This is a genomic window from Sphaerisporangium sp. NPDC004334, assembly GCF_053602655.1.
On the sequence record NZ_JBSGDZ010000021.1, the window covers coordinates 75,242 to 101,807 of the forward strand.

31 protein-coding genes are annotated in these 26,566 nt (G+C 71.4%); 15 read left to right on the forward strand and 16 right to left on the reverse strand.

Features of this window, described 5'->3' with window-relative positions:
- Positions 1–173 precede the first annotated feature (173 nt).
- Both ACWEN6_RS26955 and ACWEN6_RS26960 read left to right on the forward strand, forming a co-directional pair.
- Positions 174–917, forward strand: a complete 744-nt coding sequence (locus tag ACWEN6_RS26955) for a sugar phosphate isomerase/epimerase family protein (protein WP_452573913.1) — start codon at positions 174–176, stop codon at positions 915–917.
- Positions 914–2,017, forward strand: a complete 1,104-nt coding sequence (locus tag ACWEN6_RS26960; protein ID WP_452573915.1) for a Gfo/Idh/MocA family protein — start codon at positions 914–916, stop codon at positions 2,015–2,017. The genes ACWEN6_RS26955 and ACWEN6_RS26960 overlap by 4 nt, the downstream gene beginning before the upstream one ends.
- 167 nt (positions 2,018–2,184) lie before the next feature.
- Here ACWEN6_RS26960 and ACWEN6_RS26965 read toward each other — a convergent pair whose 3' ends face one another.
- Positions 2,185–2,628: a CBS domain-containing protein gene (locus ACWEN6_RS26965; RefSeq protein WP_354922437.1), complete on the reverse strand. Its 444-nt coding sequence runs from the start codon at positions 2,626–2,628 to the stop codon at positions 2,185–2,187.
- A 20-nt stretch (positions 2,629–2,648) separates the two neighbouring features.
- Positions 2,649–3,932 (reverse strand): ArsB/NhaD family transporter, encoded by a 1,284-nt coding sequence (locus ACWEN6_RS26970; RefSeq protein WP_452573917.1) that lies wholly within the window; start codon positions 3,930–3,932, stop codon positions 2,649–2,651.
- 276 nt (positions 3,933–4,208) lie between these two features.
- On the opposite strand from ACWEN6_RS26970, the gene ACWEN6_RS26975 reads away from it, so the two are divergent.
- The 4 genes from ACWEN6_RS26975 (at position 4,209) to ACWEN6_RS26990 (ending at position 5,722) form a co-directional block, all read left to right on the forward strand.
- On the forward strand, positions 4,209–4,508 hold the full coding sequence (locus ACWEN6_RS26975) for a hypothetical protein (protein WP_452573919.1): 300 nt from the start codon (positions 4,209–4,211) through the stop codon (positions 4,506–4,508).
- A gap of 32 nt (positions 4,509–4,540) precedes the next feature.
- On the forward strand, positions 4,541–4,972 hold the full coding sequence (locus tag ACWEN6_RS26980) for a hypothetical protein (RefSeq protein WP_452573921.1): 432 nt from the start codon (positions 4,541–4,543) through the stop codon (positions 4,970–4,972).
- Positions 4,972–5,400, forward strand: a complete 429-nt coding sequence (locus ACWEN6_RS26985) for a hypothetical protein (protein ID WP_452573923.1) — start codon at positions 4,972–4,974, stop codon at positions 5,398–5,400. Before ACWEN6_RS26980 ends, ACWEN6_RS26985 begins: the two co-directional genes overlap by 1 nt.
- Before the next feature lie 130 nt (positions 5,401–5,530).
- Entirely contained in the window at positions 5,531–5,722 is a 192-nt protein-coding gene (locus ACWEN6_RS26990) for a hypothetical protein (protein WP_452573925.1), read from the forward strand.
- Between the two features lie 147 nt (positions 5,723–5,869).
- Here the strand turns inward: ACWEN6_RS26990 and ACWEN6_RS26995 are convergent, their stop codons facing one another.
- The 5 genes from ACWEN6_RS26995 to ACWEN6_RS27015 form a co-directional block, all read right to left on the reverse strand.
- Positions 5,870–5,959, reverse strand: a complete 90-nt coding sequence (locus ACWEN6_RS26995; RefSeq protein ID WP_452573927.1) for a hypothetical protein — start codon at positions 5,957–5,959, stop codon at positions 5,870–5,872.
- 14 nt (positions 5,960–5,973) lie between these two features.
- Complete coding sequence (locus ACWEN6_RS27000; RefSeq protein ID WP_452573929.1) at positions 5,974–6,288, reverse strand: DUF6247 family protein; 315 nt, start codon at positions 6,286–6,288, stop codon at positions 5,974–5,976.
- A 111-nt stretch (positions 6,289–6,399) separates the two neighbouring features.
- Complete coding sequence (locus ACWEN6_RS27005; protein WP_452573931.1) at positions 6,400–6,552, reverse strand: hypothetical protein; 153 nt, start codon at positions 6,550–6,552, stop codon at positions 6,400–6,402.
- A 132-nt stretch (positions 6,553–6,684) separates the two neighbouring features.
- Entirely contained in the window at positions 6,685–6,885 is a 201-nt protein-coding gene (locus ACWEN6_RS27010; RefSeq protein WP_452573932.1) for a DUF397 domain-containing protein, read from the reverse strand.
- A complete protein-coding gene (locus ACWEN6_RS27015; protein ID WP_452573934.1) occupies positions 6,878–7,729 on the reverse strand; it encodes a helix-turn-helix domain-containing protein in 852 nt (283 codons plus the stop codon). The genes ACWEN6_RS27010 and ACWEN6_RS27015 overlap by 8 nt, the downstream gene beginning before the upstream one ends.
- Positions 7,730–7,872: 143 nt before the next feature.
- Between ACWEN6_RS27015 and ACWEN6_RS27020 the strand changes: the two genes are divergently transcribed.
- The gene (locus tag ACWEN6_RS27020) at positions 7,873–8,523 is read left to right on the forward strand and encodes an ATP-binding protein (RefSeq protein WP_452573935.1); all 651 of its coding nucleotides are present in this window, start codon (positions 7,873–7,875) and stop codon (positions 8,521–8,523) included.
- Positions 8,524–8,926: 403 nt separating this feature from the next.
- Here ACWEN6_RS27020 and ACWEN6_RS27025 read toward each other — a convergent pair whose 3' ends face one another.
- A complete protein-coding gene (locus ACWEN6_RS27025) occupies positions 8,927–9,286 on the reverse strand; it encodes a winged helix-turn-helix transcriptional regulator (protein ID WP_452573937.1) in 360 nt (119 codons plus the stop codon).
- 41 nt (positions 9,287–9,327) lie between these two features.
- On the opposite strand from ACWEN6_RS27025, the gene ACWEN6_RS27030 reads away from it, so the two are divergent.
- Positions 9,328–10,218 carry an NAD(P)-dependent oxidoreductase gene (locus tag ACWEN6_RS27030; protein ID WP_452573939.1) on the forward strand — a complete coding sequence of 297 codons (891 nt, stop codon included), beginning with the start codon at positions 9,328–9,330 and terminating at the stop codon, positions 10,216–10,218.
- A gap of 261 nt (positions 10,219–10,479) precedes the next feature.
- Here ACWEN6_RS27030 and ACWEN6_RS27035 read toward each other — a convergent pair whose 3' ends face one another.
- The 4 genes from ACWEN6_RS27035 to ACWEN6_RS27050 all read right to left on the reverse strand — a co-directional run bounded on the left by ACWEN6_RS27035 (position 10,480) and on the right by ACWEN6_RS27050 (position 14,205).
- Positions 10,480–10,815 carry a cupin domain-containing protein gene (locus ACWEN6_RS27035; protein ID WP_354922420.1) on the reverse strand — a complete coding sequence of 112 codons (336 nt, stop codon included), beginning with the start codon at positions 10,813–10,815 and terminating at the stop codon, positions 10,480–10,482.
- 222 nt (positions 10,816–11,037) lie between these two features.
- The gene (locus ACWEN6_RS27040; protein ID WP_452573941.1) at positions 11,038–12,267 is read right to left on the reverse strand and encodes an ABC transporter permease; all 1,230 of its coding nucleotides are present in this window, start codon (positions 12,265–12,267) and stop codon (positions 11,038–11,040) included.
- A gap of 88 nt (positions 12,268–12,355) precedes the next feature.
- Positions 12,356–13,126 (reverse strand): ABC transporter ATP-binding protein, encoded by a 771-nt coding sequence (locus tag ACWEN6_RS27045; RefSeq protein ID WP_452573943.1) that lies wholly within the window; start codon positions 13,124–13,126, stop codon positions 12,356–12,358.
- Entirely contained in the window at positions 13,123–14,205 is a 1,083-nt protein-coding gene (locus ACWEN6_RS27050; protein WP_452573945.1) for a peptidoglycan-binding protein, read from the reverse strand. The genes ACWEN6_RS27045 and ACWEN6_RS27050 overlap by 4 nt, the downstream gene beginning before the upstream one ends.
- Before the next feature lie 182 nt (positions 14,206–14,387).
- Here ACWEN6_RS27050 and ACWEN6_RS27055 point away from each other — a divergent pair, with 182 nt between their 5' ends.
- Both ACWEN6_RS27055 and ACWEN6_RS27060 read left to right on the forward strand, forming a co-directional pair.
- The gene (locus tag ACWEN6_RS27055) at positions 14,388–15,065 is read left to right on the forward strand and encodes a response regulator transcription factor (protein WP_452573947.1); all 678 of its coding nucleotides are present in this window, start codon (positions 14,388–14,390) and stop codon (positions 15,063–15,065) included.
- A complete protein-coding gene (locus ACWEN6_RS27060) occupies positions 15,062–16,273 on the forward strand; it encodes a HAMP domain-containing sensor histidine kinase (RefSeq protein WP_452573949.1) in 1,212 nt (403 codons plus the stop codon). The genes ACWEN6_RS27055 and ACWEN6_RS27060 overlap by 4 nt, the downstream gene beginning before the upstream one ends.
- Before the next feature lie 144 nt (positions 16,274–16,417).
- On the opposite strand, the gene ACWEN6_RS27065 is transcribed toward ACWEN6_RS27060, so the two are convergent.
- The gene (locus ACWEN6_RS27065) at positions 16,418–16,933 is read right to left on the reverse strand and encodes a hypothetical protein (protein WP_452573951.1); all 516 of its coding nucleotides are present in this window, start codon (positions 16,931–16,933) and stop codon (positions 16,418–16,420) included.
- Between the two features lie 202 nt (positions 16,934–17,135).
- On the opposite strand from ACWEN6_RS27065, the gene ACWEN6_RS27070 reads away from it, so the two are divergent.
- The 3 genes from ACWEN6_RS27070 to ACWEN6_RS27080 all read left to right on the forward strand — a co-directional run bounded on the left by ACWEN6_RS27070 (position 17,136) and on the right by ACWEN6_RS27080 (position 21,892).
- On the forward strand, positions 17,136–18,365 hold the full coding sequence (locus ACWEN6_RS27070) for a PP2C family protein-serine/threonine phosphatase (protein ID WP_452573953.1): 1,230 nt from the start codon (positions 17,136–17,138) through the stop codon (positions 18,363–18,365).
- Positions 18,366–18,585: 220 nt separating this feature from the next.
- Complete coding sequence (locus ACWEN6_RS27075) at positions 18,586–21,285, forward strand: DNRLRE domain-containing protein (protein WP_452573955.1); 2,700 nt, start codon at positions 18,586–18,588, stop codon at positions 21,283–21,285.
- Positions 21,286–21,316: 31 nt separating this feature from the next.
- Positions 21,317–21,892, forward strand: a complete 576-nt coding sequence (locus ACWEN6_RS27080) for a hypothetical protein (protein WP_452573957.1) — start codon at positions 21,317–21,319, stop codon at positions 21,890–21,892.
- Positions 21,893–21,968: 76 nt separating this feature from the next.
- Here ACWEN6_RS27080 and ACWEN6_RS27085 read toward each other — a convergent pair whose 3' ends face one another.
- The 3 genes from ACWEN6_RS27085 to ACWEN6_RS27095 all read right to left on the reverse strand — a co-directional run bounded on the left by ACWEN6_RS27085 (position 21,969) and on the right by ACWEN6_RS27095 (position 25,012).
- Positions 21,969–22,625 (reverse strand): maleylpyruvate isomerase N-terminal domain-containing protein, encoded by a 657-nt coding sequence (locus tag ACWEN6_RS27085; RefSeq protein ID WP_452573959.1) that lies wholly within the window; start codon positions 22,623–22,625, stop codon positions 21,969–21,971.
- Positions 22,626–22,938: 313 nt separating this feature from the next.
- Positions 22,939–23,892 (reverse strand): hypothetical protein, encoded by a 954-nt coding sequence (locus ACWEN6_RS27090; RefSeq protein ID WP_452573961.1) that lies wholly within the window; start codon positions 23,890–23,892, stop codon positions 22,939–22,941.
- Between the two features lies 1 nt (position 23,893).
- Positions 23,894–25,012, reverse strand: coding sequence for an MBL fold metallo-hydrolase (locus tag ACWEN6_RS27095; protein WP_452573963.1), 1,119 nt, complete (start codon positions 25,010–25,012; stop codon positions 23,894–23,896).
- A gap of 296 nt (positions 25,013–25,308) precedes the next feature.
- Between ACWEN6_RS27095 and ACWEN6_RS27100 the strand changes: the two genes are divergently transcribed.
- Entirely contained in the window at positions 25,309–25,746 is a 438-nt protein-coding gene (locus tag ACWEN6_RS27100) for a hypothetical protein (RefSeq protein WP_452573965.1), read from the forward strand.
- Between the two features lie 160 nt (positions 25,747–25,906).
- Positions 25,907–26,503 carry a hypothetical protein gene (locus ACWEN6_RS27105; RefSeq protein WP_452573967.1) on the forward strand — a complete coding sequence of 199 codons (597 nt, stop codon included), beginning with the start codon at positions 25,907–25,909 and terminating at the stop codon, positions 26,501–26,503.
- The last annotated feature ends 63 nt before the right edge of the window (positions 26,504–26,566 follow it).

The window sequence follows — 26,566 nt, forward strand, 5'->3', positions numbered from 1 at the left end:
GAGAAAGCGCCGGCCGTCCATCGCGGCGACCGGCGCTTTCCCGGTTCAGAACTGAAATTGGCCATTGTCTTTCCAATACCGGCGACTTAGCGTCTTTACGTACCGATTACCCGGTTGTTACGCGGAGTGCCGACGCGGGCACTCCGCCCTCTGGACCAGGAGGTTCCCTCCCGATGGCGAAGCCGCTGGGCGTACAGCTTTACACCGTTCGTGACCAGGTGAAGGTCGATCGTGACGAGGTGTTACGGCGGATAGCGGACATCGGATACGGCGCCGTCGAGGCCTACGACCCCACCGACGACCCCAAGGGATTCCGCAGGACCGCCGACGAGCTCGGGCTCACCGTGCCGAGCACGCACGCCTACGCGCTGCTCTCGCAGGAGCCGGACGCCGTCCTGGACGCCATCGCGACCGTGGGCGCCGACCTGGTGATCATCCCGGGCGGCATCCCCGAGGAGGACTTCACCACCCGCGACGGCCTCAACCGCACCGCCGACCTGCTCAACGGCCTGGCCGAGCACGCCGGCCGCTACGGCATGCGGCTCGGCTACCACAACCACTGGTGGGAGATCGAGCCGAAGATCGACGGCGTCCACGCCATCGAGGCGCTCGCCGAACTGCTCGCCCCCGGCGTGTTCCTGGAGATCGACACCTACTGGGCGGCCGTGGGCGGCGCCGACGTGCCCGCGCTGCTCGGACGGCTCGGGGACCGCGTCCTGGCCCTGCACGTCAAGGACGGCCCCGGCGTCAAGGGCCAGGCCCACACCGCCCTCGGCGAGGGCGTGATGCCGGTGCCGGACTTCCTGGCCGCCGCCCCCGGCGCGCTGCGCATCGTCGAGCTCGACAACTGCGACACCGACATCTACGAGGCCCTGGCCAAGAGCCACGCCTACCTCACCGAGCTGGAGCGCGCATGACCGGCGGGCCCGTCGGCGTCGCCCTCGTGGGCGCCGGCGCGATCAGCGACGCCTACCTGCGCAACCTCACCACCTTCCCCGACGTGCGGGTGCTCGGCGTCGCCGACCTCGACGTCGCGCGAGCGGAGGAGAAGGCCCGCGCGTACGGCGTGCCCGTGGCCGGCGACGTGGACGCCGTCCTGGCCGTCCCCGAGGTGGAGATCGTCGTCAACCTCACCATCCCCGCCGCGCACGCCGCCGTAGCCACCGCCGCCCTGCGCGCGGGCAAGCACGTCTACGGCGAGAAGCCGCTGACCCTGGACCCCGAGGAGGGCGAGAAGCTGCTGGCCGAGGCCGCCGAACGGGGCCTGCGGGTCGGCAACGCGCCCGACACCTTCCTCGGCGCCGGCCTGCAGTCGGCCCAGCGGGCCCTCGCGTCCGGCCTGATCGGCGCGCCGGTCGCCGCGACCGCCGTCATGCAGAACCCCGGCCCGGAGTCCTGGCACCCCAACCCCGAGTTCCTGTTCCAGCGCGGAGCGGGCCCGCTGTTCGACATCGGGCCGTACTACCTGACCGCGCTGGTCGCCGCGCTCGGACCGGTGGCCAAGGTCGCGGCCACCGCCCGCAGGGCCCGCCCGTACCGGGTGATCGGCTCGGGCCCGAAGGGGGGCACGCGCTTCGCCGTGGAGGTGCCCACGCACGTCATGGCGCTGCTCGACTTCGCGGGCGGGGCCAGCGCGTCCTCGACGTTCAGCTTCGACTCCCCCGCGCACGTGACGATGATCGAGATCATCGGCACCGAGGGCAGCCTGTCGCTGCCCGACCCCAACACCTTCGGCGGGCCGCTGAAGGTGCGCGCGGCCGGCGACGACGACTGGCGCGAGCTGCCGGTGGAAGGCACCACCGTCGGGCGCGGCCTCGGCGTGCTGGACATGGCGCGGGCGCTGCGCGGCGGCGTGCCGCACCGCGCCTCCGGCAGCCTCGCCCTGCACGTGCTGGAGGCGATGGCCGCCATCGCCGGCTCGGCCGAGGACGGCGAGTTCCGGCACCTGTCCACGACGGTCCGCGAACCCGAGCCGCTCCCCGCCGCCTGGAACCCCGAGGAGGCCACCCTCTCCTGACGCGTCACCGGGACCGCGCGCCGCCCCTGGCATCGTGGAGGCGGCGCGCGGTTCCGCGGCGTTCAGACGGACACCCCTCAGACGGCCGCCCTTCAGACGGTCGGCGTTCAGACGGCCGCCCTTCAGACGGTCGGCGTTCAGACGGTCGGCGTTCAGACGGTCGGCGTTCAGACGGCCAGCGCGCGGGCGAGCAGCGTCTGGAGGGTGATCGCGCCCAGGAGCACGCCCTCCTCCACGACGGCGATCAGCGGGCTGCGGGTGCGGGCCATGAGGGCGGCCACCTCCAGCACGGTGGCGTCCGGGTCGGTGATCGGCAGCTCGCGCGGCTGCTCGGGCAGGCACTCGCCCACCGTGCGGCCGCCGAGCGCGCGGACGAACGCGTCGGCCTGGTCCTCGTCGATGACGCGGGCCAGCGCCGGGTCGTCCTGGCAGTAGCGCGGCACGGCCAGCCGCAGCACCTGCGTGCCGGGCAGCACGCACAGCGGCCGGCCGTCACCGTCCAGGACGATCAGGCCGGGCAGGTCCTGCTCGGCGAGCAGCCGGGCCGCCTCCGCCGCAGGAGTGCCGGCCGTCACCGTGGGAAAGCCGCAGACGAGATCACGCGCGTGCACCGAAGACCTCCTTGCCGAGCCTAACCGGCGAGATAGCGCAACCACAGGTACGGGGCCGCCAGCCCCACGGTCACCACCGTGACCACCAGGCCGTACTTGGTGAACTCCCAGAAGCTGATGCGGACGCCGTTGCGGGCGGCGATGCCGAGCACGACCACGTTGGCCGACGCGCCCACCGCCGTCGCGTTGCCGCCCAGGTCGGCGCCCAGGGCGAGCGCCCACCACAGCACGTCGCCGGACGGCCCGCTCGCGTGGGCCAGGTCGGCGACGATCGGGCTCATCGTGGCGACATAGGGAATGTTGTCCACGATCGCCGACAGCACGGCCGACCCGCCCAGCAGCCCCATCGTGGCCGGCAGCAGCCTCCCCTCGGTCGCCGAGGCCGCCGCCTGCGACACCTGGCCGATGACGCCGGTCTCCACCAGGGCGCCCACCATGACGAACAGGCCCATGAAGAACACCAGCGTGGCCCACTCGACGTCGCGGATCGCCTCCTCCACCGTCACCCTGGTCGCGGCGACGAGCAGGCCGGCGCCGAGCAGCGCGACGACCGCGGGCTCGTAGTGCAGCACCGGGTGCAGGACGAACGCGGCGATCACCACGGCGAGCACCGCGAGGCTCTGCGCCAGCAGGCGGTGGTCCGCGATGGCCTCGCGCTCGTTCAGCTTCATGATCTGCAGCGCCCGCGCCGGGTCGTACACGAACGCCGCCCGGAACAGCCACCTGCACAGACCGACGAAGACCACCAGCACCACGACGATGAACGGCGCCAGGTGCACCAGGAAGTCGTTGAAGGTGAACCCGGCCCGGCTGGCGATGATGATGTTGGGCGGGTCGCCCACCAGCGTCGCGGTGCCGCCGATGTTTGACGCCATCACCTCGGCGATCAGGAACGGCGCCACCGGCAGGGCCAGCCGGTCGCACACCAGGAAGGTGACCGGAGCGATCAGCAGCACGGTGGTGACGTTGTCCAGCAGCGCCGACGCCAGCGCCGTGAGCACGATCAGCATGACCATCAGCCGGAACGGCCTGCCCTTGGCCCGCTTGGCCGCCCAGATCGCGACGTACTCGAACACGCCGGTCTGCTTGAGCACGCCGACGATGATCATCATGCCGAGCAGCAGGAAGATGACGTTCCAGTCGATGCCCGAACGCTCGGAGAAGAACGCCGACCGGCCGTCCACCGCGTGGATCAGCAACATCAGCCCGGCGCCGCCGAGCGCGGCGGCCGTGCGATGGATGCGCTCGGTCGCGATCAGCCCATAGACGGCGACGAACACGACGACGGCCGCGATCGCGATCACCAGCGCACCTCCCGGAAGCCTGCGACAACTCCAACTGCATCGCCGACCAGACTTCCCGGCACACCTGACAACCTTCCGAGAACCCTACCAACCCCGCCTCGCCCGGCTCCTCGCGGACGCACCGGCCGCCCGGCCCGAGCCGTGCCGTGCGAGCGGGCCGCCGCTTCCCGTCGCACCGTCCCTGCCATGTCCCCTACATGTCGCATATCGCGTGTTGACGGTTCGGCAATCGGCGCGACGCACACTCTGGGAGTCCACCAGGAAGGAAGGAAAGCCATGGAAGCCAGCAGGGACCTGCGAATCGCCCAGATGCCGCCGGAGGACCCTGAGGTCGGCGCACCGATCCCCCGGACGTGGCACTGGACGGGGACGGGCACGCCGCCCGAGGGCGGAATCACCGAGGGGGTCGGCGCGATAAGGGTGCGCAACCCCGACCTCGCCATGTCTCCCTCGCCCATGGCGTTCGTGAGAGGCACGAAGGGGAACCTCTGGATGATCTCCCAGTCGTCCCCGCTCGACTGGAGTGGACCGATCAGAGCGGCGTCTTCGACGAAGGCGTGGGCGTGGCGGCCCTGAACGACGGCCCTGGTGACGGGACCCGCCCCTAGGTGTTCGTCCGGGCGGGTGATCACCTGTGGTGCAACTGGTGGACCGGGACCAAATGGGTCTGGACCGACCAGGGCACGCCGCCCCGCACCCCCCTCCAGCGCGCCGCCTGCCGCGTCGGCGCGGGGACCATCACGCCCTCGCCCTCACAGGGGACCCTGCCGTTCGCCGCCGTTCTGGACAAGTACGGCCGGGTGTGGGTGAACTGGTGGAACCCCCTGGGCCTGAGCTGGGTATGGACCTTCTTGGACCGCCCGGAGGCGTCCATACTCCCGAAGATGATCGACGCGGTCATCGTGGCGGACCCGTCGACCGGCGCCGAGGCCCTGCACATATACGCGCTCTGCGCCGACTCCCACCTGTGGCGTTGCGTCTGGGACCTCAAAGGCTCGACATGGACCGATCTGGGCAGGATGCCGGGCTCACTGACCTGATGAATCGGCCCGGTCGCCGTACAGAGCCCGGGCAAGCCGGTCGTGTCGACCTACGTTTCATCATCGACGGCGTCGACGGGCACATGTACGCGTACGTGACCGACGCCGCCACGCCCCGCTGGGAGGACGCGGGCATGCCCTCGGACGGGCAGAGGCCGAACATCGGCCTCGGCGCCGGTGTCGTCCAGCCGCACGCCGGTCAGGACTATGCGCCGGTGGCCCTGGCGACCGACGGCGACGGTGACGGCGAGGCCTGGTCGGTCATGGGGGTCGGCCGATGGTGGTGGAGCCGCCTCGGCACGCCGGCCGGCGACACCGTCGTCGAACAGATCGGCGCGGTCGTCATCACGACGGACCCCACCGTCACCCAGACGCACGTCCTCCTGCGCACCCGCGAGGGCCTCATACTCGACGCCTGGTACGGCTGACCACGCAAAGTCGTGCGCATCGGCGGACCCACCGGTTCGACGCAAAGTGCCGAGATGCCGACTCCATGCTGAGAATGTTGGCAACGAAGTGCGCACCAACTGCTGTGGACAGCCTGTCTATGCTGGAGACATGATCGACGAGGAGCCGATCGACTACGAGTCCGTCCGGCGACGATTCCCCTGGGTCGGCCTCGGAGAAAGCGGCGAGCATGATCTTTCGACCCGCTACCGCAAGATCATGGCAGAGGCTCACAAGAACAGGGAGATCGTGGAGGCGACGCAACTCCGGCACCATGACGGCCCATCTCCAGCGGAGAGCTGACGCAAGTCATCCGGCCCAGGTCACGTCCGCCACGGCGACCAACAACGCGCCGTCGTCGATGCGGTAGGTCACCAAGCCGACCGCGCCGAACTCGGCCCGCCGGACGTAGGGATCGCTCGTGGGAAACGTGCGGAGCGGGTCAGCCGACTACTCGACCACCCACGACAGTGCCTCAATAAGCGCGTCCATCACCCGTGGAGGAAAACCTCCGAGCTGACCGAGAGCCCTCGCGCTCAACTAGACGCGATAGATCACCGCCGCGCGGCCCGCGCCGCGTCGACGCGCTCCTCCCAGCCGGAGATGGCGGCCTCGACCGGCACGGTGCGGGCCGTGCCGTTCTTCACGGCCCCCAGCTCCTCGTAATAGCCTGACCGGCTCGTGGCCACCACCGCCAGACTCCAGTGTCGCAACAAGCGCTGCAGCTCCCGGTAGCCGGAAGGCTGGTGCGCGGCGTCGACCGCCGCCTGGTATTGCCGCAGGAATTCCTCGCGCTCCCGCTGGGGCAGATCCCGCAGTATCACCTCGGGGTCGTGCGGATCCTCGTGATGGACCGGCTCTGCGCTCATAAAGGTCAGGCTACGTACAGGTACCCGGCGCGTGCCCGCTGTGCGGGAGAACGATGGCAGGACGACACACCGGACCTGGAAGCCTCCACGACCCCCTTGGCGATCGTCCGGTCAGCGGGGCACGGCGATGGCGGCCTCGCCGTTGGCCTCGTGCTCGCTCTGCTCCGAACCCTTGGCGAACGCCATGACCGTCTGCCGCAGGACGCGTTCGTGCCCGCCGGTCGACTCGACGGCCTTGTCGAGCTGCTGACGGGCCATGGCCACCAGAGAGAACTTCTGCGTCTTTGACCTGGCAGCCGGGGTGAGACCAACGCTGAGGTTGGGGGTGTGCGCGGATGCGAAAGGAGCCCTGCCGGGTGGGCCAGGGCTCCTTCCTCTCGTGCGCGGCCGCGGGTGTCAGGCGATCATTTCCCCGGTCTTGAGCGCGCCCAGGAACGTGGACCACTCGGCCGGCGGCAGGACGAGGGCTCCGGACGCCGCGCTCTTGCTGTCCCGCACCGCGATGATCCCCGGCACGTTCGACGCGACCTCGACACAGTTGCCGTTGTCTGTGCTGTAGGTGCTCTTGCGCCATTGTGCGCCCCAAAGGTCACCCACTTTGGTTCACCACTTCCTGTATGAGGCGGAGTGACTGTTTGAACGGTAGAGCCTCAGCGCGCACCGCGTCATATCTAGCTGTCAGCTCCACGATGACCTGCCGGTCTTCTATCGTTCGCCCATTCGGCTGCGCGTCCGTGTAGGCCGCATAGGGGGATCCGTTCCGCTCGGCGATGATGAACCCCCCGGCCAGCCCGCAGTGCTCTCCTGCGTCGTAGGGCACGATCTGTATGGTGACCTTGGGCTGCTGTGCGACCTCCAGCAGGAACCGTAGCTGTTCCCGTAGAACTTCCGTGCTGCCTACGCAACGTCGAATCACGGCCTCATCCATGATGAAGCTCGTCGCCGGAGGCCTGTCCCTCTGCAGGATCGATTGCCGCTGCATCCGGCTGGCAAGCCGTTCCCCCACCTCCTGAGGGGTGAGGCCAGGAGCCGCCGAGAACATCGCGTGCGCGTATGCCTCGGTTTGCAGGAGCCCGGGGATCAGGATGGGCTCCCAACTGCGAAGCACTTCGGCCTCTTCCTCTTGTTCGAGCCAGGGCCTGAGGTGTGCAGGCGCACGGTTCCATGTCGTGGCGATGTAGAGGCCGAACATGATGCCGTCCAGGCCGAGGGCTCGGTCGCATGCGCGGGCGAAGTCGTCGGTCGGCGGGCGTCTGAGGGTTTCGACCATGGCTACCAACGAGTCCGAGAAGCCCATGCGAGACGCCAGCGCCCGTTGAGAAAGCCTGGCCGCCTCACGGTACCGCCGCAGTTCGCAGGCGAAGACGGCGCGGGGGGACTCACCCGGGTCTACGTCCTTCGTGGGGGACAACCTACTCCTTTCTGTGGCGATTTCCGACATATTTCTGCGCTCACAGGGCAGCTCACGGAAGATGTGAAACTATGTAAGCGTCAATCGCTCTCGATCGTAACTCTCTGCCGCCACTCTGATAGGGCGAAGTCTGAAAGACGCGCAGTCCTGGATCGGACGAAAAGGCGAGCGCAATGCGGACAGGAAGACTATTAGGCGTCATCGAACTGGCCGGCGACCCCAGGTCTGCCAGGACGGCCCGTAAGTTCGTACGGGAGCGAGTAGGCGAAGGCCACACGGCGCTGGACACCTTGACGCTCCTGGTTTCCGAAGTGGTCACCAACTCGGTGGTCCATTCGGATTCCCGGCACGGCGGAAGAGTCACTCTGGCGCTCGCCGACTGCTACGACTTCATTCACGTTGACGTGGTGGACACGGGCGGCTCAGGGGTTCCGCACGTACGCGGCGACGACTCAGGCGAAGGTGGGCGGGGTCTTCAAATCGTGCAGGTCCTCGCCGCTCGCTGGGGAGTGCGTCAGGATGCGACTAGCCGGACCGTGTGGTTCCAGGTGGAGTACGAGCGCGACAGGGCCGCCTCCGCGATCCTCCCCTGGGTGCGGGCGTCGCCGGACGGCGGCGAGAGCGCCTTACGTCGAACCGCCGGATACGCGGCTCGGGCGGTCACCGGAAGCCTCACCGAAAAAAATGCGTACCGGGCGATTCATAGAACGCTGGGCCTGGCAGGGAAGAGCTGTGAGCGGAGGCGAAATCTTCTGCGTCGGATTAGAAGCATGCTTTCCTCACCGCCGCCTGATTCACTTACGCGCTCGTTGACCGGCACATGAACTGAGCGATCACGCTGTTCATGACGTAGGTGAGCAACGAAATAGCACCGCATATACAAGCCGCCATATCGGCTCGCTTGACATCCGGATCGGTTTCACCGCCGACCGGCCACGAACCGGTGCGGCGGCGAATTCCACCCCGTTCGCCGTCGCATCTCGGCGGCGGCACGAAGCGGCGCCACGCCTGGGGCGCCATCGTGCCGCCGCCCGCGAGTCGTCCGGCGACCGTCGCCGGGCACCACCAGGAGTCGTCTGGGCAGCCGTAGTCATACCGGTACCCGGCGCTACCTTGGGTAGCCACTTTTTTGTGGGTACTTGTCGACCGGGCCGGGGCGGCCTGAAGCTTGGTCGTGCGGGCCGAAGGGCGCTCACATCTAGATGAGATGGGGAGGTTGGCGGTGTTTCAGGAAACTGCTTCGGACGACTCGGCCAGCTTCTCCAGGCGGCGATGGCCCCAATCGGAAAGCGGTGCCAGCGCTTCGGAGAGTTCACGGCCGAACGAGGTCAGCGAATATACGGTCTTCAGCGGCCGTACTTCGTGCACCTCCCGGTGGACCAGCCCGTCGGTCTCCATCTCCCGCAGCGTCTGAGTCAGCACCTTCTCGGTGAGGCCCGGCAGCCGCCGGCGTAGCTCGCCGGGGCGATGCGGACCGGATTCCAGGAGCCAGAGCAATATCGTCTTCCACTTGCCGTCGATCACGGCGATCGCGGCGGTCACTCCGCACACGTTCGGGTCCTGGGCGCGGCTGCGCGTCATCGTCATCCCCATTCATCACCGTTCACTGATTGTCGAGGAGTTGAGGCATGACCTCGCACACTGAACAGTCTGCCGTCACCGTGCTCGGCCTGGGGCCGATGGGCCGGGCCCTGGCCGGCGCCTTCTTGGATGCCAGCCTGCGGACCACGGTCTGGAACCGGACGCCTGGCAGGGATCGGGAGTTGGTCGAGCGGGGCGCTGTCGGCGCTTCATCGCCCGAGGAGGCGGTCATTGCGAGCAGGTTGACCGTGGTCTGCGTGGTGAACTACGACGCGGTGGACGGCATTGTGCGGCGCGGTGCGGTCACCGACGCGCTCAAGGGGCGCACGGTCGTGAACCTGACCGCTGACACCCCCTACCGGGCCCGGGACACTGCGGCCTGGGCGGCCGAGCACGGCATCGGGTACCTGGACGGTGCGATCATGACTCCGACCACGACCATCGGAACGCCCGCCGCGGTGTTCCTCCACAGTGGCCCCGAGGAGATCTACCGGGAGCACCGGCCGGTGCTGGACGCTCTGGGTGGCACCCACACCCACCTTGGTGAGGAAGTCGGCCGGGCGGCTGCCTTCGACATCGCATTGCTCGACATCTTCTGGACCGCGATGGCTGGTTATGCGCACGCCCTGGCCGTGGCGAGGGCAGAAGGCGTCACCGCGCGGGAGTTGGCACCGTTCGCCAAGGGCATCGGCGCGATCCTCCCGCCGATCTTCGAGCAGGCCGCGGAGGAAGTGGACAGCGGGCGGTTTTCCGGCGAGGGCAACCCGATCACCTCGGCGGTGTCGTCCATGGCCCATATCGTCCACACCTCCGAGGCACATGGCATCGATGCGGGCGTGATGCGTGCGGCCGAAGGCTTGGCGCGCCGCGCCATCGGGCGTGGCCACGGCGCCGACGGATTTCTCCGGATCACCGAGATCATGAACCCCGCTGAGTAAGGCATTCCTGTAATGCAGGTCAGCTAGAGACAGCGGTTCGCGTGCGTTGAGTAGTTGGGTGGCGATGGTGGTTCGCGCCCGATGGCTGGTAAGGGCTCCGCGGGAGTCTCGTTCCGGGATTCCGGCCTCGCGGCACAGCAGACGAGGACCGCCGCGAAAAGGGCACGCCGAAGGCACCATTTCCCGGAGCGGCGGCGACGGCACCCCGTGCCCGCCGGGCCGTCCATCGCGAGGTGGCCGGCGGGATTCGGGGGCCGGTGGTCAGCGGGGCATGGCTACGGTGAGGAGGAGGGCGGAGTCCTCCAGGGCCTCCAGGCGGTGGCGGGTGTCGGGGACGATGATCAGGTCGCCGGCCAGGGCCTCCCAGGAGACCTCGCCGGCGATCACGCGCACCCGTCCGAGCAGCACGAAGATCGTGGCCTCGCCGTTGGCCTCGTGCTCGCTCTGCTCCGAACCCTTGGCGAACGCCATGACCGTCTGCCGCAGGACGCGTTCGTGCCCGCCCACGACGGTGTCGGCCGCGTGCCCGCCGGACGATTCGACGGCCTTGTCGAGCTGCTGACGGGCCATGGCCACCAGAGAGAACTTCTGCGTCACGATGCTTCCCCTCACGTTCGGCACGGCGGCCGGTCCGGCGTGCGCGCCCCGCTTCCAGGTCGCCGCATCCTGACCGGATTGGTCACGCGGGACGATGAAGGCTCACCTTCATGCCTACCCGTTGCGCGTCTACCCTCGTCAGCCGTTTGACACCTTTTCCGTGCCCCCGGTGACGGCTCCCCGGCCGATCACATGCTGTTCAGGGCGGAAGCGGCAGGGCCTTCACGTGGCGGCCAGGGCGATGGTGGGGGCGAGGCGGGCGGCGCGCATCGCCGGGTAGATGCCGGCCAGGGTGCCAATAAGCAGGGTCGCGAGCAGTGCCCCGCCCATCGCCCAGGCGGGAACCACCGCCGGCCAGCCCTTGGCCATGGCGTACGCCGTCGTGGCCGCCGCTCCGAGCGCCGTGCCCGCCACCCCGCCGAGCACCGACAGCAGCAGGGACTCGGTGAGGAACTGGAGCCGTACCTGGCCGCGCGTCGCGCCGAGCGACCGGCGCAGGCCGATCTCCCTGCGGCGCTCCAGGACCGAGATGACCATGGTGTTGGCCACCCCGACCCCGCCCACCAGCAGCGCCACCGCGCCGAGGCCGAGCAGGAGGTTCGTGAACGCGCCCGAGGCCGCCGCCTTGGCCGCGAGGGCGTCGGACGGCCGGCTGACCTGCACCTCGTCGGGACTCTCGGGGTTGACGGTTCGCGGCAGGACCCCGCGCACCGCCTCCACCGTTTCGTCCGGCGAGCGCTCGTAGATCGTGGTCGGGTACCCGTCGAAGCCCACGTAGCGTTCGGCGGCGGCCCAGCCCAGGAGGGCCGAGCGTTCGATCTCCGGCGCCAGCGGCATCGCGTCCAGGATCCCGACCACCGTGAACCAGCGGCCCGCGATCCAGACCGGCACTCCGACGCGCTCGATGCCGAGCCGGCGCGCGGCGACCGAGCCGAGCACGACGGCGGGCTCGCGCCCGATGGCGGCGTTCAGCCAGGTGCCCTGCCGGACGGCGCCCTCCAGCGTGGCGGTCAGGCCCTCGTCCGCCGCCTGCACGGCGATGCCGCCGGTGACGGCTTCGGGGATGCGGTCGGTCCTGCGGACGGTCGCGTCCAGCCGCCCGGTGGCGCCGGCCCTGGTGACCGGGCCGATGCGGCGGACCATGTCCAGCGCTTGCTTCGGCAGCTTGGCGTCGTCGCCGAACATGGTCTGGCCGGGCGCCACGGTCAGCAGGTTGGTGCCGAGGCGGTCCAGTTCGCGCAGGAGTTGCTCGCGCGAGGAGGCGGAGATGCCGATGACGGCGACCATGGTGGCGATGCCGATCGCGATGCCGAGCGCCGACAGCACCACCCGGGCCGGCCGGGTGCGCAGCCCGGCGGCGCCCACCCGCAGCACGTCACGAGGTGCGAGCCTCGACGGCGCCAGCCGCTCTCCGCGTCCGCCGGCCCTGACGGCGGTCGTCCCGCTGCTCATCGGAGGTCCCCCTCGAAGTCCCGCCATGCGGTCATATCGGTCACGCCGCCCGTCAGGCGCTCCCCTCGAACTCCCGCGGTCGCGCCGTTCATCGGGTGCTCCCTTCGGTCTCCCGCGGGGTGGCCGGGCCGCTCATCGGGGGATCGTCGCCGACGCCGGTGCCGGTACGGGCCGGTCGCATCGGCGGTGGGCCGTCGTCGGCGGCGATGAGGCCGTCCCGGACGCGTACCCTCCGGGGCGTCCGGTCGGCGACGTCCGCGTCGTGGGTGATGATCGCGACCGTGGTGCCGGAGGCGTGCAGGGTGCGCAGCACCTCCAGCACCTCGGCGCCCGCCGCCGAGTCCAGGTTCCCGGTGGGCTCGTCGGCGAGCAGCAGGGGCGGGTCTCCGACGACGGCACGCGCGACGGCGACCCGCTGCTGCTCCCCGCCGGAGAGCTGGTGGGGCTTGTGCGCGAGCCGGTGCCCGAGTCCCACCCGTTCCAGGGCGGCGGCGGCCCGCTCGCGCCGCTCGCGCAGCGGGCGTCCGCTGTAGAGGGAGCCGTCGGCCACGTTGTCCAGCGCGGTGGTGCCGGGCGCCAGGTGGAACTGCTGGAAGACGAACCCCAGGCGGCGGGCGCGCAGCGCGGACAGTTCCCGGTCCGACAGCTCGGCGATCTCGTGGCCGGCGATGCGGACGCTTCCCGAGGTGGGCCGGTCCAGGGTGCCGATCATGTGGAGGAGCGTGGACTTGCCCGACCCGGACGGGCCGACGATGGCCAGCAGCTCGCCCTCCTCGATGACCAGGCTCACCCCGCGCAGGGCCTCCACGTGCCCGCCGTAGACCTTGCGCACGTCGGTGAGCCGGACGATGGCGCTCACTGCTCCGGCACCCCGACCTTCATGCCGGCGGCCAGCCCGGGACCGGTGATCTCGACCCGTCCGCCGCCGTAGGCCCCGGTCTCCACCGCGACGTAGCGGGAGGACGCGCCCTCGACGACCTCGACGCCGAAGCCGCCCTCGGCCAGGGCGAGCAGCGACTCGACCGGCACCGACAGCACGTCCCTCACCCGCTCGCTCTCCATGTCCACGGTGACCGGGGCCTGGTCGAGCCGGCCGACCTTCTTGGCCGACTTCAGCGTGATGTCGACGTCGATGGTGGCCCCGTCACCACCTCCCGGATCGCCTTCCTGGCCGCTGGACCGGGCCACCGTGCCCACCTCGGAGATCGTGCCCTTGACCCGGCGCCCCCCGGGCAGCTCGACGGTCACGGCCGCCCCCTTCCTGGCCATCGACTGGTAGTCGGTGTCGAGGTCCACGTGGACGGTGCGGCGGGTGGAGGTGACGGCGAGCGCCCGCCTGCCCGGCCCCACGGCGTCTCCGACCTCCACCTCGGCCGAGGAGACCCGCACGGGCCCGTCCAGGAACACGACCTGGGCCGCGTCCACCGCGCCGGTCTCCGGGAGCCCGCGGTCCTCCTGCCACTCCCGTACGGCCTGGTCGGTGGCGTAGGTGAACTCCTCGTCCACGGTCATGTCGTCCCCGTAGCCCAGAGCCCTGAGGTTGGACTCCAGCTGGCGGACGTCGGGCCCGTCGCTCACGCCACGCCGCATCGTCCGGTAGACCGGGACCCGCCCGTACATCAGCACGAGCGGCCTGCGGTCCACCTTGAGCAGCGCGTGGCCGCGGGTGACGGTGCTCCCCTCGGCGGCGACGGCCGTCACGGTGCCGGGCGCGCCCGCGTAGACCTTCCGCTCGCCGGCGTAGGTCAGCGTCCCGTCCACCGAGGAGGTGTCCACCAGGTCACCACGCGTGATCTCGGCCGTGCTCCTCGCCGGTGACGCGGACGGCGACGCCGCGCCGGCGCCGGAGTTCATCACCACAGCCGCCGCGGCCGCCCCGGCCAGGATCGCGGTCACCCCGATCCCGGCCGGCAGGACGCCCAGGCGCCGAGCTCCCATCGATGTTCACCTCCGCGCCGCGGGACCCACGCCCGCGGCATGGGTGGGTTTCTAACCAGCGGCGGATTAGCGGCGGGTAAGCGCGGGACGGGGCCGGCGGGCTTACCGGTTGCTAACGCCGTCTGAGGCACGCTGGTCAGTCGTCCGTTGTTGCCCGCCAGACCAGCGAAGGGGGACGCGCGATGCGTGTGCTCGTCGTCGAGGATGAGGACGAACTCGCCGACGCCATAGCCCGCGGGCTGCGGCGCAGGGCGATCGCGGTGGACGTGGCCTACGACGGCGCCGAGGCGCTGGAGCGGCTCGGCCACACCGCCTACGACGTGGTCGTCCTCGACCGCGACCTGCCGGAGCTGCACGGGGACGAGGTGTGCCGCCGCCTGGCCGCCGCCGGGGCGTCCGGGCGGGTGCTCATGCTGACCGCCGCCGGACGGGTGGGCGACCGGGTCGAGGGGCTGTCGCTGGGGGCCGACGACTACCTCACCAAGCCGTTCGCGTTCACCGAGCTGGTCGCGCGGATCCGCGCGCTCGCCCGCCGCACCGCGCCGGAGCGTCCCGCCGTCCTGTCGCGGGCGGGCGTGCGGGTGGACCTGGCGGTCCGCGCGGTCCACCGGGACGGGCGGCCGGTGACGCTGACGCGCAAGGAGTTCGCCGTGCTGGCGGAGCTGGTGCGGGCCGCCGGGGCCGCGGTGACGCCGCGGCGGCTGGTCGCGCGGGCGTGGGACGAGAACGTGGAGTCGGGGACGGGGGCGTTGCGGGTGACCATCACCACCCTGCGCAGGAAGCTGGGAGAGCCGGACGTCATCGAGACCGTGCCGGGGATGGGGTACCGGCTGGCGGGGCGGCCGGGGGGTGCGCGGTGATCGCCCGGCGGGCGCGCGGGTGGTGGAGCGGCGTCGGGCTGCGCACCCGGCTCACCATCCTCTACAGCGGCCTGTTCTTCACGGCCGGGACGGCACTGCTGTGGGTGACGTACCTGCTCACGGCCCGCGCGCTGGAGCGGGAGCTGTTCTTCGGGACCACCACGCTGCCGCCTGACCTGCCCACCTCGCCGCACAAGCCCATGGTGTTCGCGATGAAGGTGCAGCGCGACGTGCTCGCCCAGGTGGAGCAGGGCAGGCAGCAGGTGCTCGGCGACCTGTTCCAGAACTCGGCCATCATCATGCTGGTCGGCGGCGTGCTGGCGATCGTCCTCGGCCATCTGGTGGCCGACCGCGCCCTGCGCCCGCTGCGGCAGGTGACCGAGACGGCCGAGCGGCTCTCGGAGAGCACCCTGCACGAGCGCATCGCCCTCGCGGGCCCGCGGGACGACGTCAAGCGGCTCGCCGACACCTTCGACGCCATGCTGGACCGGCTCCAGCGGGCGTTCGACGCGCAGCGGCGGTTCGTGCTGAACGCCTCGCACGAGCTGCGCACCCCGCTGGCGATCAACCGGACTCTGCTGGAGGTGGCCCTGGAGGAGCCGGACGCCTCCGACGACCTGGTGCGCCTGGGCAAGGCGCTGCTCGGCACCAACGCCCGGCACGAACGGCTGATCGAAGGCCTGCTGCTGCTCACCCGGTCGGAGCACGAGCTGGTGGTGCGCAAGCCGGTGGCGGTGGACGAGGTGGCGCTCGGCGTGCTCGAAGGGCTGGAGGCGCTCGCGCGGCGGCGGCGCGTCACACTGGAGCGCCGGCTGTCCCCGGCGACGGCGGCGGGCGATCCGGTGCTCATCGAGCGGTGCGTGTTCAACCTGGTGGAGAACGGGCTGAAGTACAACGTCAAGGACGGAATGCTGCGGGTCGAGGTAACCGATGATTCCGGAAATATCGTGATCAAGGTGGCTAATACCGGGCCGGTGATCCCCGCCTACGAGGTCGAGGACCTGTTCGAGCCGTTCCACCGGTTGCGCGAGCGCGTCGGCTCGGCGCAGGGCTCCGGCCTCGGGCTCTCGATCGTCCGGGCCATCGTCGCCGCGCACGACGGCCAGGTGGAGGCGGCGCCCCGTCCGGACGGCGGCCTGCTCGTCACCGTGAGCCTGCCCGCCGCCCGCCCCCCGGTCGCGGCCCGCCTCTCCGCCGCCACGAGATGACCGGCGGCGCGGCGCGACCGGGCCGCGGTCACCCGGCCTGGCCGCCGTCACCCCGACCTGGCCGCGATCACCCGCCCGGCCCGCCGTCACCCGCCCTGGCCGCGATCACCCGCCCCGGCCGCCGTCACCCCGACCTGGCCGCCGTCACCCGCCCATGCCGCCGCCCATGAAGTGCTCGCACGCCTTCTGCGCGGCCTTGGCCTTCTCCTCCCCTCCGCTGCCCGGCTTCGGCATCCTGAGCAGGATGCCCTCGCCGGGCTTGGGGTCGGCCATGTCGACACCGTGCTCGCGCATGCACCGGGCGAACCGCAGCATGGCGTCCCGGCGCTTCGGGTCGTCCGCGTCCAGCCGCTTGCCGCCCTGCATGTACTTCCCGCACGCCTTCTGCGCCGCCTCCATCTTGCCCTGCCGCCCCTTGTCGATCTTGATCTCGATGCGGCCGTCCGGCTCGGGGTCCTTCATGTCGATCCCGTGCTCGCGCATGCACTGCGCGAACTTCAGCGGGTCGCTGGACGTCGCCGGCGAGGCCGACGCGGCGGGCCCGCCGGACGCCCCGCCATCGGCCGAGGCGACGCCCGTCCCCTTCGCCTGCCCCCCGCATCCGGCCAGCGCGAGCACGGACAGTGACGCCACCACCAAGGTCAGCCGCCGGACAACCATCTCGATCTCCTCCTCGCGTCCCCGGGCCCGGTGCCCGGCCGACGGGACCATGTCTACGGAGCACGGGATTAGCGAGAGGTAAGGGTGACGCGCACCCGCACGTGCGCCATCACTTTCCATGCCTATGACCACAATTTGCCCGGTATGTTCCATCCGCTGCTCGAGCGGGGGTAAGGCTCTCAGAGAGGACGCAGGGGGCCAGGTGATCGCGAGGAAGCTGTCCGCCGGTGCCGCCGATCTGATGGCCGAACTGATGGAGGCCGGCCACTTCTCGGGCCTGGAGATGCTGCCGGAGCTGCTCGCCGAGCACGCCCCGGGCGCGGGTCTGCGCGACGTCCTTGTGTACCTGGTCGACCTCCAGCAGGAGAACCTGCACCTGCTCCCCTGCCCTGAGGACCAGGCTCTGGGGCCCTGCGAGCTGCGGGTCGACGGCACGCTGGCGGGCAAGGCCTTTCAGCAACTGCAGGTCCTCCCCAAGACCGGCGAGGACGGCCGTCCCGAGTGGTGGTGGGTGCCCCTGCTGGACGGCACCGAGCGTCTCGGGGTGATGCGCGTCAGCGTGGACCAGGAGACCGAGTGGACCCAGGCGGACATCCGCTGCCTGGCCTCGACCGTGGCCCTGCTGGTGGCGAGCAAGAGCGCCCACAGTGACACCTACGCCCGGCTCGTGCGCACCCGCGCGATGAGCGTCACGGCGGAGATGCAGTGGAACCTGATGCCGCCGTTGAGCTTCGCCAGCGACGAGGTGATGATCGCCGCGGCGCTGGAGCCGGCCTACGACATCAGCGGCGACGCCTTCGACTACGGCCTGGCGGGCGACACCCTGCACCTGGCGATGTACGACGCCATGGGCCACGACGCCTCCGCCGGCCTGACCGCCACCCTGGCCGTCGCGGCCTGCCGCAGCCACCGCCACCAGGGCAAGGACCTCGCCTCCACCGTCGAGGCGATCGAGGACGCCCTGATGGAGGAGTTCGGCACCGACGAGCGCTTCGCCACCGCGGTGCTGGCCAACCTGGACATCCCCAGCGGGCTGCTCACCTGGATCAACTGCGGCCACCACCCCCCCGTGCTGATCCGCGACGGGCACTGGGTGGCCACGCTGGACTGCCGGCCGTCCCACCCTCTCGGGCTCTACCTCGGCCTGCCCCTGGTGACGTGCCAGGAGCAACTCCAGCCCGGCGACCGCGTGCTGCTCTACACCGACGGCATCACCGAGGCCCGCAACGAGGACGGCCAGGAGTTCGGACTGCCGCGCTTCGTCGACTTCGTCATCCGCAGCGCGATGGACGCCCTGCCCGTGCAGGAAACCCTGCGCCGGCTGATCCGCAACGTGCTCACCTACCACGACCAGCGGATGGAGGACGACGCCACCGTCATGCTCGTCGAATGGCGAGGCTCCACCCCCCGCCGCCCGCTACCGCGCCCCTAGCCGGAGCCCTGGGCTCCCGGGCGAACCTCGCCCTCGTCACCCTCGCCGGAGCCGTGGTCGCTCCGGGTGATGGATGAATTCAGGAAAGCATTTCTTTTCCGGAATTTACCCAGATATAGGGCTTTCATTCACGAGATATCTCTCACTTCGCGTCACGGAAAATGATGCATAGACCATCTATATTTTCGCTGTCCTGTCTCTTCGTGAACGAGATGAGCGAATGACGCCCGAACAGTACGACAAACGCAGGTCACCGTGGCTGTTACGGCCCTCCCGCGTCCTGTCCGCGGGGACCGTCCTGGTCCTGACCGGCTCACTGATGGTCACCGGCGCGACCGTCACCACTCCTGCGATCGCCGAGACGATCTCCTCTTCGCCCGACCGGCACTCGGCGCTGGAGGCGGCCGAGCGGCAAGGCTCTCCGGTGGAGATCTGGTCGCTGCGCACCGAGCAGAGCACCACCTACGCCAACCCCGACGGATCGCTGCGCACGGAGCTGTTCTCCGGTCCCGTCCGGGTCAAGGACAAGGGCGTGTGGGGCGACATCGACACCACCCTGGTGGAGAGTGGCGGCGTGCTGCGGCCGCGACGGGCCAAGGCCGACATGGAGATCTCCACCGGCGGTGACGGGCCCGCGGCGAAGCTCAGCCGCGGCAAGGGCCGCAGCTTCGGCGTGCGGTGGGCCAAGGCCCTGCCTCGGCCCGTGGTGGCCGGCAACGTGGCGACCTACCGCGATGTCGTCCCAGGCGGCGATCTGGTGGTGACCGCCCTGCCGACCGGCATGGCCCACGACCTGGTGCTGCGCGAGCGCCCCAGCGAGCCGCTGGAGATCCGTATGCCGCTGGCCCTGTCGGGCCTGGAGTTCGGCGAGGACGCCGCCGGCCGGCTGAGGCTGACCGACTCCGCCGGCGGCGACCTGGTGGCCTCCGCCCCGCGGCCGCAGATGTGGGACGCGGCCGCCGAGCGGTCCCCGGACGCCGGGCGGCGCGCGCAGGTGGCCACCGCCGTCGAACACGGCAAGGGCGGCCCCGTGCTGGTGCTCAAGCCCGACGCGGGCTTCCTGGCCGACCCGGCCGTGCGATACCCGGTCACGGTGGACCCGTGGACGACGCTGGCGCTGCAGACCGACACCTTCGTCTCCACCGACTACCCGACCGCGCAGAACGCCTCCACCTGGCTGCATGCGGGCAAGTTCGGCTCCGGCGCCAAGACGGCCCGTACGTACCTGAAGTTCGGCACCACCCGGCTGGCCGGCGCGGTGATCAACAACGCCGATCTACGGCTGTGGAACTACAAGTCCAACGCCTGCGGCACCACCGTCGGCTCCGGCATCCAGGTGCGCCGGGTCACCGCCGCCTGGACCCCGTCGTCCCTCCAGCTGAGCGCGCAGCCGGCCACCACTACGACGGGCGCCGTCACGCTGGCCCGCGCGGCCGGGGAACCCGACTGCGCCGAGGCCGAGCTGTACTACTCCATCGAGGACATCGTGCAAGCCTGGGCCGACGGCGCCGCCGACCAGGGGCTCCAGCTGCGCGCCGCCAACGAGGGCGACACGACGAACTGGCGCATGTTCCGATCCGCCGAGAACGGCGACCCGGCCAAGGGACCCAAACTGATCGTCGACTACACCCCGCCGACCAACCCCGACGGAACGATCCCCGAGAGCGCGGTCACCGGCCTGGCCGCCATCGACGGCCAAGCCGTTCCCGGGGCCGACGTCGTGGCCAACGCCTGGCCCAGGGAGGAGATCCTCGACGGCCTGGCCGACGGCGCCGAGGTCCCCCTCCACACCATCGGCGTGGCCAAGGCCGACTCCGCGGGCCGCTTCATCATCGACGTCGACCCCGACGCGTTGCCGGCGGACTACGTGGCCGACGACGGCTCGGTGGACGTGCAGCTGGCGATCGCCGACGCCACCCGTGAGGTGCGCTGGCACTACACCGCCACCCGGCCCGCCGCGACACCGGCCGGCGGTGTGTCCACCGCGTCCGCCACGGTCATCCCGCTGTGGTCGACCGCCCCGGCCGATGTCGCCGAGAACAGCGGCCCGGCCACCCTCGCCATCGACCTGGGCGGCAACGCCCGCGTGGCGGAGAACCGCGCCGACACCCCCGCCGAGTGGATCGACCCGGGTCCCGAGGGTGAGGAGATCGACCCGGACACCGAGATCCAGCCCGACCCCGACCCCTCGACCGAGCCGGAGTGGCAGGACGACAGTCTCGGCGCCGCGGCAGGCGCCCAGGCGTCGGCCGTGGCCGTGGAGCCCCGCTCGGACGTCTTCACCACGGCGGCCGCCCAGTACGGGATGGCCGCCGCCGCGGCCGGATGCATCACCGAGGCGCGCGCCAAGTTCACCGGCCGCCAGGAACGCTTCATGGAGGCCCACGGCTGGAGCGGCGCCAAAGCCAAGATCAACCAGTCGCACGGGGTCGATCACCAGCTGGGGATCGGGTTCAAGAACACGGCCGGCCAGTGGTCGGGAGGCGGCTCGCTCAAGGTGGACCTGGCGGCCAGCGCCGAGCGCGGCGGCCTCATCAGCGTGTGGGCCTACAACAAGGTCAACTATCGCGACTACACGCGGGTCTGTTACCACGGGACGAAGATCACCGGTCCCACCGAGCGCAGGCCGATCGGCGTGCACAGCCTGCTGAGCAAGTTCACCAAGGCCAAGCCGGTGATCTTCCGGGACACCCGCAAGTGCACGTCCTACAGCGGTGGCACCTACACCAAGACTCGCGGTAAGAATGCCACTGTCAGCGGCGGTGTCGACCTGGGCGTGGTCAACGTCACCGCGCAGTCGGGTTTCAACTCCTCCTCCAGCATCAGCTGGACGGTGTCCAAGAAGTCCTGGCTGTGCGGCAACACGAGCTACGGGTGGGTCGACGGTCACTCGCGCATCGTCGAGGCGCACAAGTACTGATCACGGCATTCGACCGAAGGATGAGGTAGCCATGCGCGCTCTCACTCGTGCCGCCTGGGCGGCCGCGATGACCATCGTCGTGGCCACCGCCGGCTGCGCGAGTGAGAGCGCGCTGCTCTACATCGACCAGGACGTCACCTTCACCGCCACCCTGCCCGACACGACCACGGGAAAGGCCTATTCGCTGGGCAGCTGGGTGGTGTGCCTGGACCGGCCCGGATCGGTCACCATCGACAAGGCCGAGCTGCTCAAGCCGTCCGGAGGCATCCGCCTGCAGGCCGTCTCGGCCCGGCCGCAGAGCCGGACCACGCCGATGCTCGGCAACGTCGACCAGCCCCTGACCAAGGTGGGATTCCCGGCCCGCCCTCCCGCCATCACCACCGTCTGCGGCAAGGACGGCGACCAGACGCTCCGCACCGAACTCGGCCTGCAGTACGGCAAGACCGGCGACGCCACCGCGCGCGCCGAGGGCGTGCGGCTCACCTACACCTCCGCGGGCCGGCGACACAGCGTCGACTTCTCGATGGTCGTCGAGCTGTGCGCGCCCGGCGACACTCGCACGCCCCGGTGCAAAGAGCTCTACAAGACCCTTGGCGAATCCTCGTAGACCCCCGCTCCCCGGTGGCGGAGCACCATCCTCCCGGTGGCGGAGCATCGTCCTCCGGGTGGCGGCGTGCGGCCGATCACCCGAGGACGAACGGGAGCCTCGCGGCCAGCTCACCCAGCCAGGCCTGCTCCGCGTCGGCCGGTGCTCGCCGTCCCGTGCCGATGAGCAGCGCGTCTTTGTCGGAGAATGACGCGGGGAACGCGGTCCCGGCGATCGCCTCCAGCATCGCGCGGGACCGGGCGAGCCCCCCGGCGGGCGGTTCCGCCGCCTCCGGGATGTGCGCGACCAGGTCCAGGTGGTGCAGCGTCCACTCCAGGACGTACGCGGACAGGTAGTCGCCGGCGGTGAGGACTTCGCCGCGGGTACCGACCCGCAGAGCCGGGTCGGCCAGCTCGGCGGCGCGGCCGGCGGCGGAGCCGACGTCGTCCAGGTGGAACTTCAGCAGCCTGGGCTCCTCGTAGGCGGCGGCCAGCCGGACGGTCAGCGCGTCGAGCGGGTCGTCGCCGGTGGGCGGCGTACCGGCGACCTCCCAGTAGGTCACCGCGTCGCGAGTGGGTTCGGCATCGGAGGGGGTCACGAGGGTGATCAGGACGTCCTGGGCGTCGATCACCAAATGGCACACCAGGTCACGCACGAGCCAGCCGGTACAGCCGGACGGCCGGGCGAAGTCCTCGTCCGGGAGTTCGGCGACCGCCGTGCGCAACGCCGCCCAAGAGAGTGAGAACAGATCCACACCGGCAAGGTAGTGCGACGCCGCGAGGGCGGACAAGCGCGAGGAACATCCGCCGGGCCGGGCACCGTACGGCGGCGCCGGCATCGCCACCGTACGGCCTGCGGCCCGGCGCGAGCCGCCTCCAGCGCACACCGGGCGGAGAACGGCGCCCCGGTGCGGGTCCGCGGGCATCGCGCCAAAGCTCCAGATCGGCCTACGCCTACCAGGCCCGGCGGCGGGCGTCAGAACTCCAGGGCGGACTGGGCCTGCCGAGCGCGACGCCGGGCATCAGAGCTCCAGGTCGGCCTGGGCCTGCCGAGCGCGGCGCCGGGCATCAGGGCTCCAGGTCGGCCTGGGCCTGCCGAGCGCGGCGGCGGGCCTCGGCGGCTCGGCGGGTGGCGCGGTCGCGTTCGCGCTCGGCCATGTTGAGCCGCTTGGTGGCCGCCTCCTGGCGTTCGAGGGCCGCGGCGAGCTCGCGGCGCAGCCGGTCGGCCTCCTCGGCGGCGGCCGCGTGAGCCCGCTCGGCCTCACCGGCCTCCGCCTCCCATTCGGCGAGGGCGCTCGCGGCCTGCGCGGCCTGGGCCTCGGCCGCCGCCGCGCGCTCTTCCCGCCGGCGGCGCCGCTCCTCTTCCTCCCGCTTCTCGGCCTCCTCGCGGGCCTTGGCCGCCTCGGCCGCCCGCTGGGCCCGATCGCCCTTGGCGGCCGGGGCGCCCTTGGCGGCGCGCCCACCGGCCGGCGCGGAGGGGCCGCCCTCGCGCCGGTCCGTTCCGGCCGGCGCGGCGCCGGCGGCGGAGCTCCCCAGAAGCGCGGACAGGTCGTCGGCCGGCCCGAAGCCGACGTGTCTGCGCGGCTGGGCCAGCCGGCCGTGCCGGACCTCCTCGGCCACCGCCGCGTCCATCGTCGCGGCGTGCAGGGTGTCCTCGATCTCGCGCGCGGCCCCCTCGCGCAGCGGACGGCCCGCCTGCTCGGCCAGCGCGTCGACGGTGCGGGCCAGGCGGGCGACCAGCTCACCGCGCCGCTGGTCCAACTCGCCGATCTGCCCGCCCTGCCCCCAGGCCGCGCGCAGGTCGGCGCCCAGGTCGAGCAGCTCGTCCAGCTCGTCGGGGGCGTCACGGGCCAGCCGGTTCACCGCCCACGCGGACACCGTGGGGCGCCGCAGCGCGCCGATGCTCTTGGCCAGGCCGGCGTCCCCGGCCTTCTTGGCCTCGGCCGCCAGCCGCTTGCGCGTCTCGACGAAGTCTTCCGGCGCGCCGCCGTACAGCTCGCTCACCGCCTGGGAGAGGTCCACATCACCGCCTTATCAGGGTCTCCCACCAGCCGTCCACCGCCGGCGCGGCGTCGACGTCGACGGTCTCACCGGGCCGGGGCGCCACGATGCGGACGTCACGGGCCTTGGCCTCCCGCCACAGCCGCTCGACGGGCTCCGCCCACGGGTGCAGGGCCAGCGTGAACGTCGCCCAGTGCACGGGAAGCAGCAGCCCGCCGCCGAGGTCGATGTGGGCGTTCACCGCCTCCTCGGGGTTCATGTGAATGTCGGGCCATGCGGGGCTGTAGGCGCCGATCGGCATCAGCGTGAGGTCGAACGGGCCGTGCTGGGCGCCGATGCCGGCATACCCCTGGAAGTACCCGGAGTCGCCGGCGTAGAAGACCTTGCGGCGCTCCCCGGCGATCGCCCACGAGCCCCACAGCGTCTCGTCGCGGCGGAAGGTCCGCCCGGAGAAGTGCCGGGCCGCCGTCGCGGTGAACCGCAGCCCGGCCACCTCGGCCTCCTCGTCCCAGTCGAGCTCGACGACGCGGTCGGACGGCACCCCCCACTTCTCCAGGTGGGCGCCGATGCCCAGGGGCACGAGGAAGGGCGCGGTGCTCGTGCGGGCCAGCACGCGAACGGTCGCCAGGTCGAGGTGGTCGTAGTGGTCGTGCGAGATGGCGATCGCGTCGAGGGACGGGAGCGAGCCCAGGCCGACCGGCGCCGGGTGCAGCCGCTTCGGTCCCACGAGCTGGGAGGGCGAGACCCGCCTGCTCCACACCGGGTCGAACAGGACCCGCCGTCCCTCGATCTCGACCAGCGTCGAAGCGTGGCCGTACCAGACGACCCGCAGCCCGTCGGGGGTGGGCGGCTCGGCCGACGGGGTCAGAAGCGGCACCTCCCCCGGCGGACGGCGCCGCTCGGCGCCGGTGAGCAGCTCGCGGAGCATGCCCGGCGGCGGCCCGCCCGGCACCTTCGTCGGTTCGGGCATCGGGTTGACGAAGACGCCGTCCGCGAACCGCGCCGAGGCGCGCATGCGGGCGGCGCGGCGCGCGCCGGAGCGCAGTGGGCGGGCGCCGAGCTCCGCCGGGACGTCCCGCAGCGCCCAGCCCGCCGCCGCCACCGCCGCGGCGGCCGTCAACCTCGTCGTGGTCCGTCCCATCACCGTTCACGCTCCCCGCGTCTCAGTCGTCCACCCAGCCGAACTCCTTCCGGCCGGTCCGGTGTTCCCGCCGCCCGCGGATGCCCGCCGGGTGACCGTGCCGATGGTCGCGTACAGGCCCGCCCAACGCCGTCGCCACCCATCGCGACGGCGACAAAGAGCGTCCAAAGACACACGTGTCGTGAGCATTCCGGCACAGCGCGTGGCCGGTGACGGGGTAGGGAGCCTGACGTCGCCGATGTCCGGCCGGAGGGAACGCCCGCCGCCGGACGGACCTGGAGAGGCAGGTGCGCCCGATGGCCCTTCACCGCACGCAGAGCCGGCCCGCCGGAACGAGCGGCCCGCCGGACCATGCCCCCGCCCGCGTCCCCGTCCTCGGCCGCGTCCGCGTGTCGGCGGTGGTGCTGCTGGGTGCCCTGGCCGGCGCGCTGATCGCGGTCGCCGCGCCTCCGGCCGCCGAAGCCGAGGCGACGGCCGCGCCCCGTGGCGGCGCCGCTGTGCTCAGGGGCGGCGACCGGGGGCCGATCCACATGACGGCGGGCAACGGCCGGCGCAACAACACCTACGCCGCCATCTACAGCCCTACGGTGGTCCGCGGCCAGCAGCAGGTGACCAACACCATCACCGGCGGATACTCGCGCACGCAGACGGCTCTGTGCACGCACCACCGCGTCTGCGTCATCAAGCAGCGAAACCGCGCCACGCACCGCGCTTGGCACCGCCCAAGGCAATGACCCGGCAATGACCCGCTCGCGCCGTTCGCGGCGGACCCGCCCGCCGTGCCGCCCGGAGTTACGCTGACCGGGCCGGTCCTGATCGAGACCTGGCCGCCCGGCTTCCGGGTGAGGCATCAGGGGGCGGAAGATGACGCGTCGGCACCGCGGCCGAGTCCGCATGGCAGGCCACCTCGCCATGTGGCTGCTTGCGGGCGCCTCCGCCCCGATGCCCCTGATCGTCACCTCGCCCGCCGCGACGGCCGACACCGGCGCTGGCCGGACGGCAAGCAGGCCCCACCACACCCGTACACACGCACAGATCCGCGAGCACGCGCGGCCGGCGACCGGGGGGCGAGGCCGCGCACGGGCGCACGGGCCCGGCCGGTCCGGCGGCGGCACGCTCGCCCACGGGACCAGAGGCGGTCACCCGCGCGGCGACGGCGACGGCGACGACTCCGTGCCCGCCGTCCTGAAGGCCGGGAACGGCACGCGGAACCAGAGCATCATCGAGGTGGGCAGCCCCACCGTCAACAAGGGCATCCAGCACACCTCGGCCGAGACCCTGAGCGGTGCGACCGGCATCCAGAACGCGCTGTGCAAGAACGCCAAGGTGTGCAACATCCACCTGAAGGTCATCATCATCAACCCCGGCCCGGCGGGGAAGGGCAAGAAGGCGAAGTCCGCCGACGTCACCACGACCGACGCCCCCTCGGACGAGGTCACCGCCTGCCAGAACACCACCGACGAGAACGACGGCGACTGCTGCTGCGACTGACCAGCCGCCACCGCAGCCCGGCGGACCCCCGACTCAACCGGCCCACCGGGTGGCATCGGTACC

Bases quoted from the DNA above. Each gene is read 5' to 3' on its own strand.
- ACWEN6_RS26955 (WP_452573913.1), top strand. From the start codon at position 174: ATGGCGAAGCCGCTGGGCGTACAGCTTTACACCGTTCGTGACCAGGTG.
- ACWEN6_RS26960 (WP_452573915.1), top strand. From the start codon at position 914: ATGACCGGCGGGCCCGTCGGCGTCGCCCTCGTGGGCGCCGGCGCGATC.
- ACWEN6_RS26975 (WP_452573919.1), top strand. From the start codon at position 4,209: ATGGAAGCCAGCAGGGACCTGCGAATCGCCCAGATGCCGCCGGAGGAC.
- ACWEN6_RS26985 (WP_452573923.1), top strand. From the start codon at position 4,972: ATGAATCGGCCCGGTCGCCGTACAGAGCCCGGGCAAGCCGGTCGTGTC.
- ACWEN6_RS26990 (WP_452573925.1), top strand. From the start codon at position 5,531: ATGATCGACGAGGAGCCGATCGACTACGAGTCCGTCCGGCGACGATTC.
- ACWEN6_RS27000 (WP_452573929.1), bottom strand. From the start codon at position 6,288: ATGAGCGCAGAGCCGGTCCATCACGAGGATCCGCACGACCCCGAGGTG.
- ACWEN6_RS27015 (WP_452573934.1), bottom strand. From the start codon at position 7,729: ATGTCGGAAATCGCCACAGAAAGGAGTAGGTTGTCCCCCACGAAGGAC.
- ACWEN6_RS27020 (WP_452573935.1), top strand. From the start codon at position 7,873: ATGCGGACAGGAAGACTATTAGGCGTCATCGAACTGGCCGGCGACCCC.
- ACWEN6_RS27025 (WP_452573937.1), bottom strand. From the start codon at position 9,286: ATGACGATGACGCGCAGCCGCGCCCAGGACCCGAACGTGTGCGGAGTG.
- ACWEN6_RS27030 (WP_452573939.1), top strand. From the start codon at position 9,328: ATGACCTCGCACACTGAACAGTCTGCCGTCACCGTGCTCGGCCTGGGG.
- ACWEN6_RS27040 (WP_452573941.1), bottom strand. From the start codon at position 12,267: ATGAGCAGCGGGACGACCGCCGTCAGGGCCGGCGGACGCGGAGAGCGG.
- ACWEN6_RS27050 (WP_452573945.1), bottom strand. From the start codon at position 14,205: ATGGGAGCTCGGCGCCTGGGCGTCCTGCCGGCCGGGATCGGGGTGACC.
- ACWEN6_RS27055 (WP_452573947.1), top strand. From the start codon at position 14,388: ATGCGTGTGCTCGTCGTCGAGGATGAGGACGAACTCGCCGACGCCATA.
- ACWEN6_RS27065 (WP_452573951.1), bottom strand. From the start codon at position 16,933: ATGGTTGTCCGGCGGCTGACCTTGGTGGTGGCGTCACTGTCCGTGCTC.
- ACWEN6_RS27075 (WP_452573955.1), top strand. From the start codon at position 18,586: ATGACGCCCGAACAGTACGACAAACGCAGGTCACCGTGGCTGTTACGG.
- ACWEN6_RS27080 (WP_452573957.1), top strand. From the start codon at position 21,317: ATGCGCGCTCTCACTCGTGCCGCCTGGGCGGCCGCGATGACCATCGTC.
- ACWEN6_RS27095 (WP_452573963.1), bottom strand. From the start codon at position 25,012: ATGGGACGGACCACGACGAGGTTGACGGCCGCCGCGGCGGTGGCGGCG.
- ACWEN6_RS27100 (WP_452573965.1), top strand. From the start codon at position 25,309: ATGGCCCTTCACCGCACGCAGAGCCGGCCCGCCGGAACGAGCGGCCCG.
- ACWEN6_RS27105 (WP_452573967.1), top strand. From the start codon at position 25,907: ATGGCAGGCCACCTCGCCATGTGGCTGCTTGCGGGCGCCTCCGCCCCG.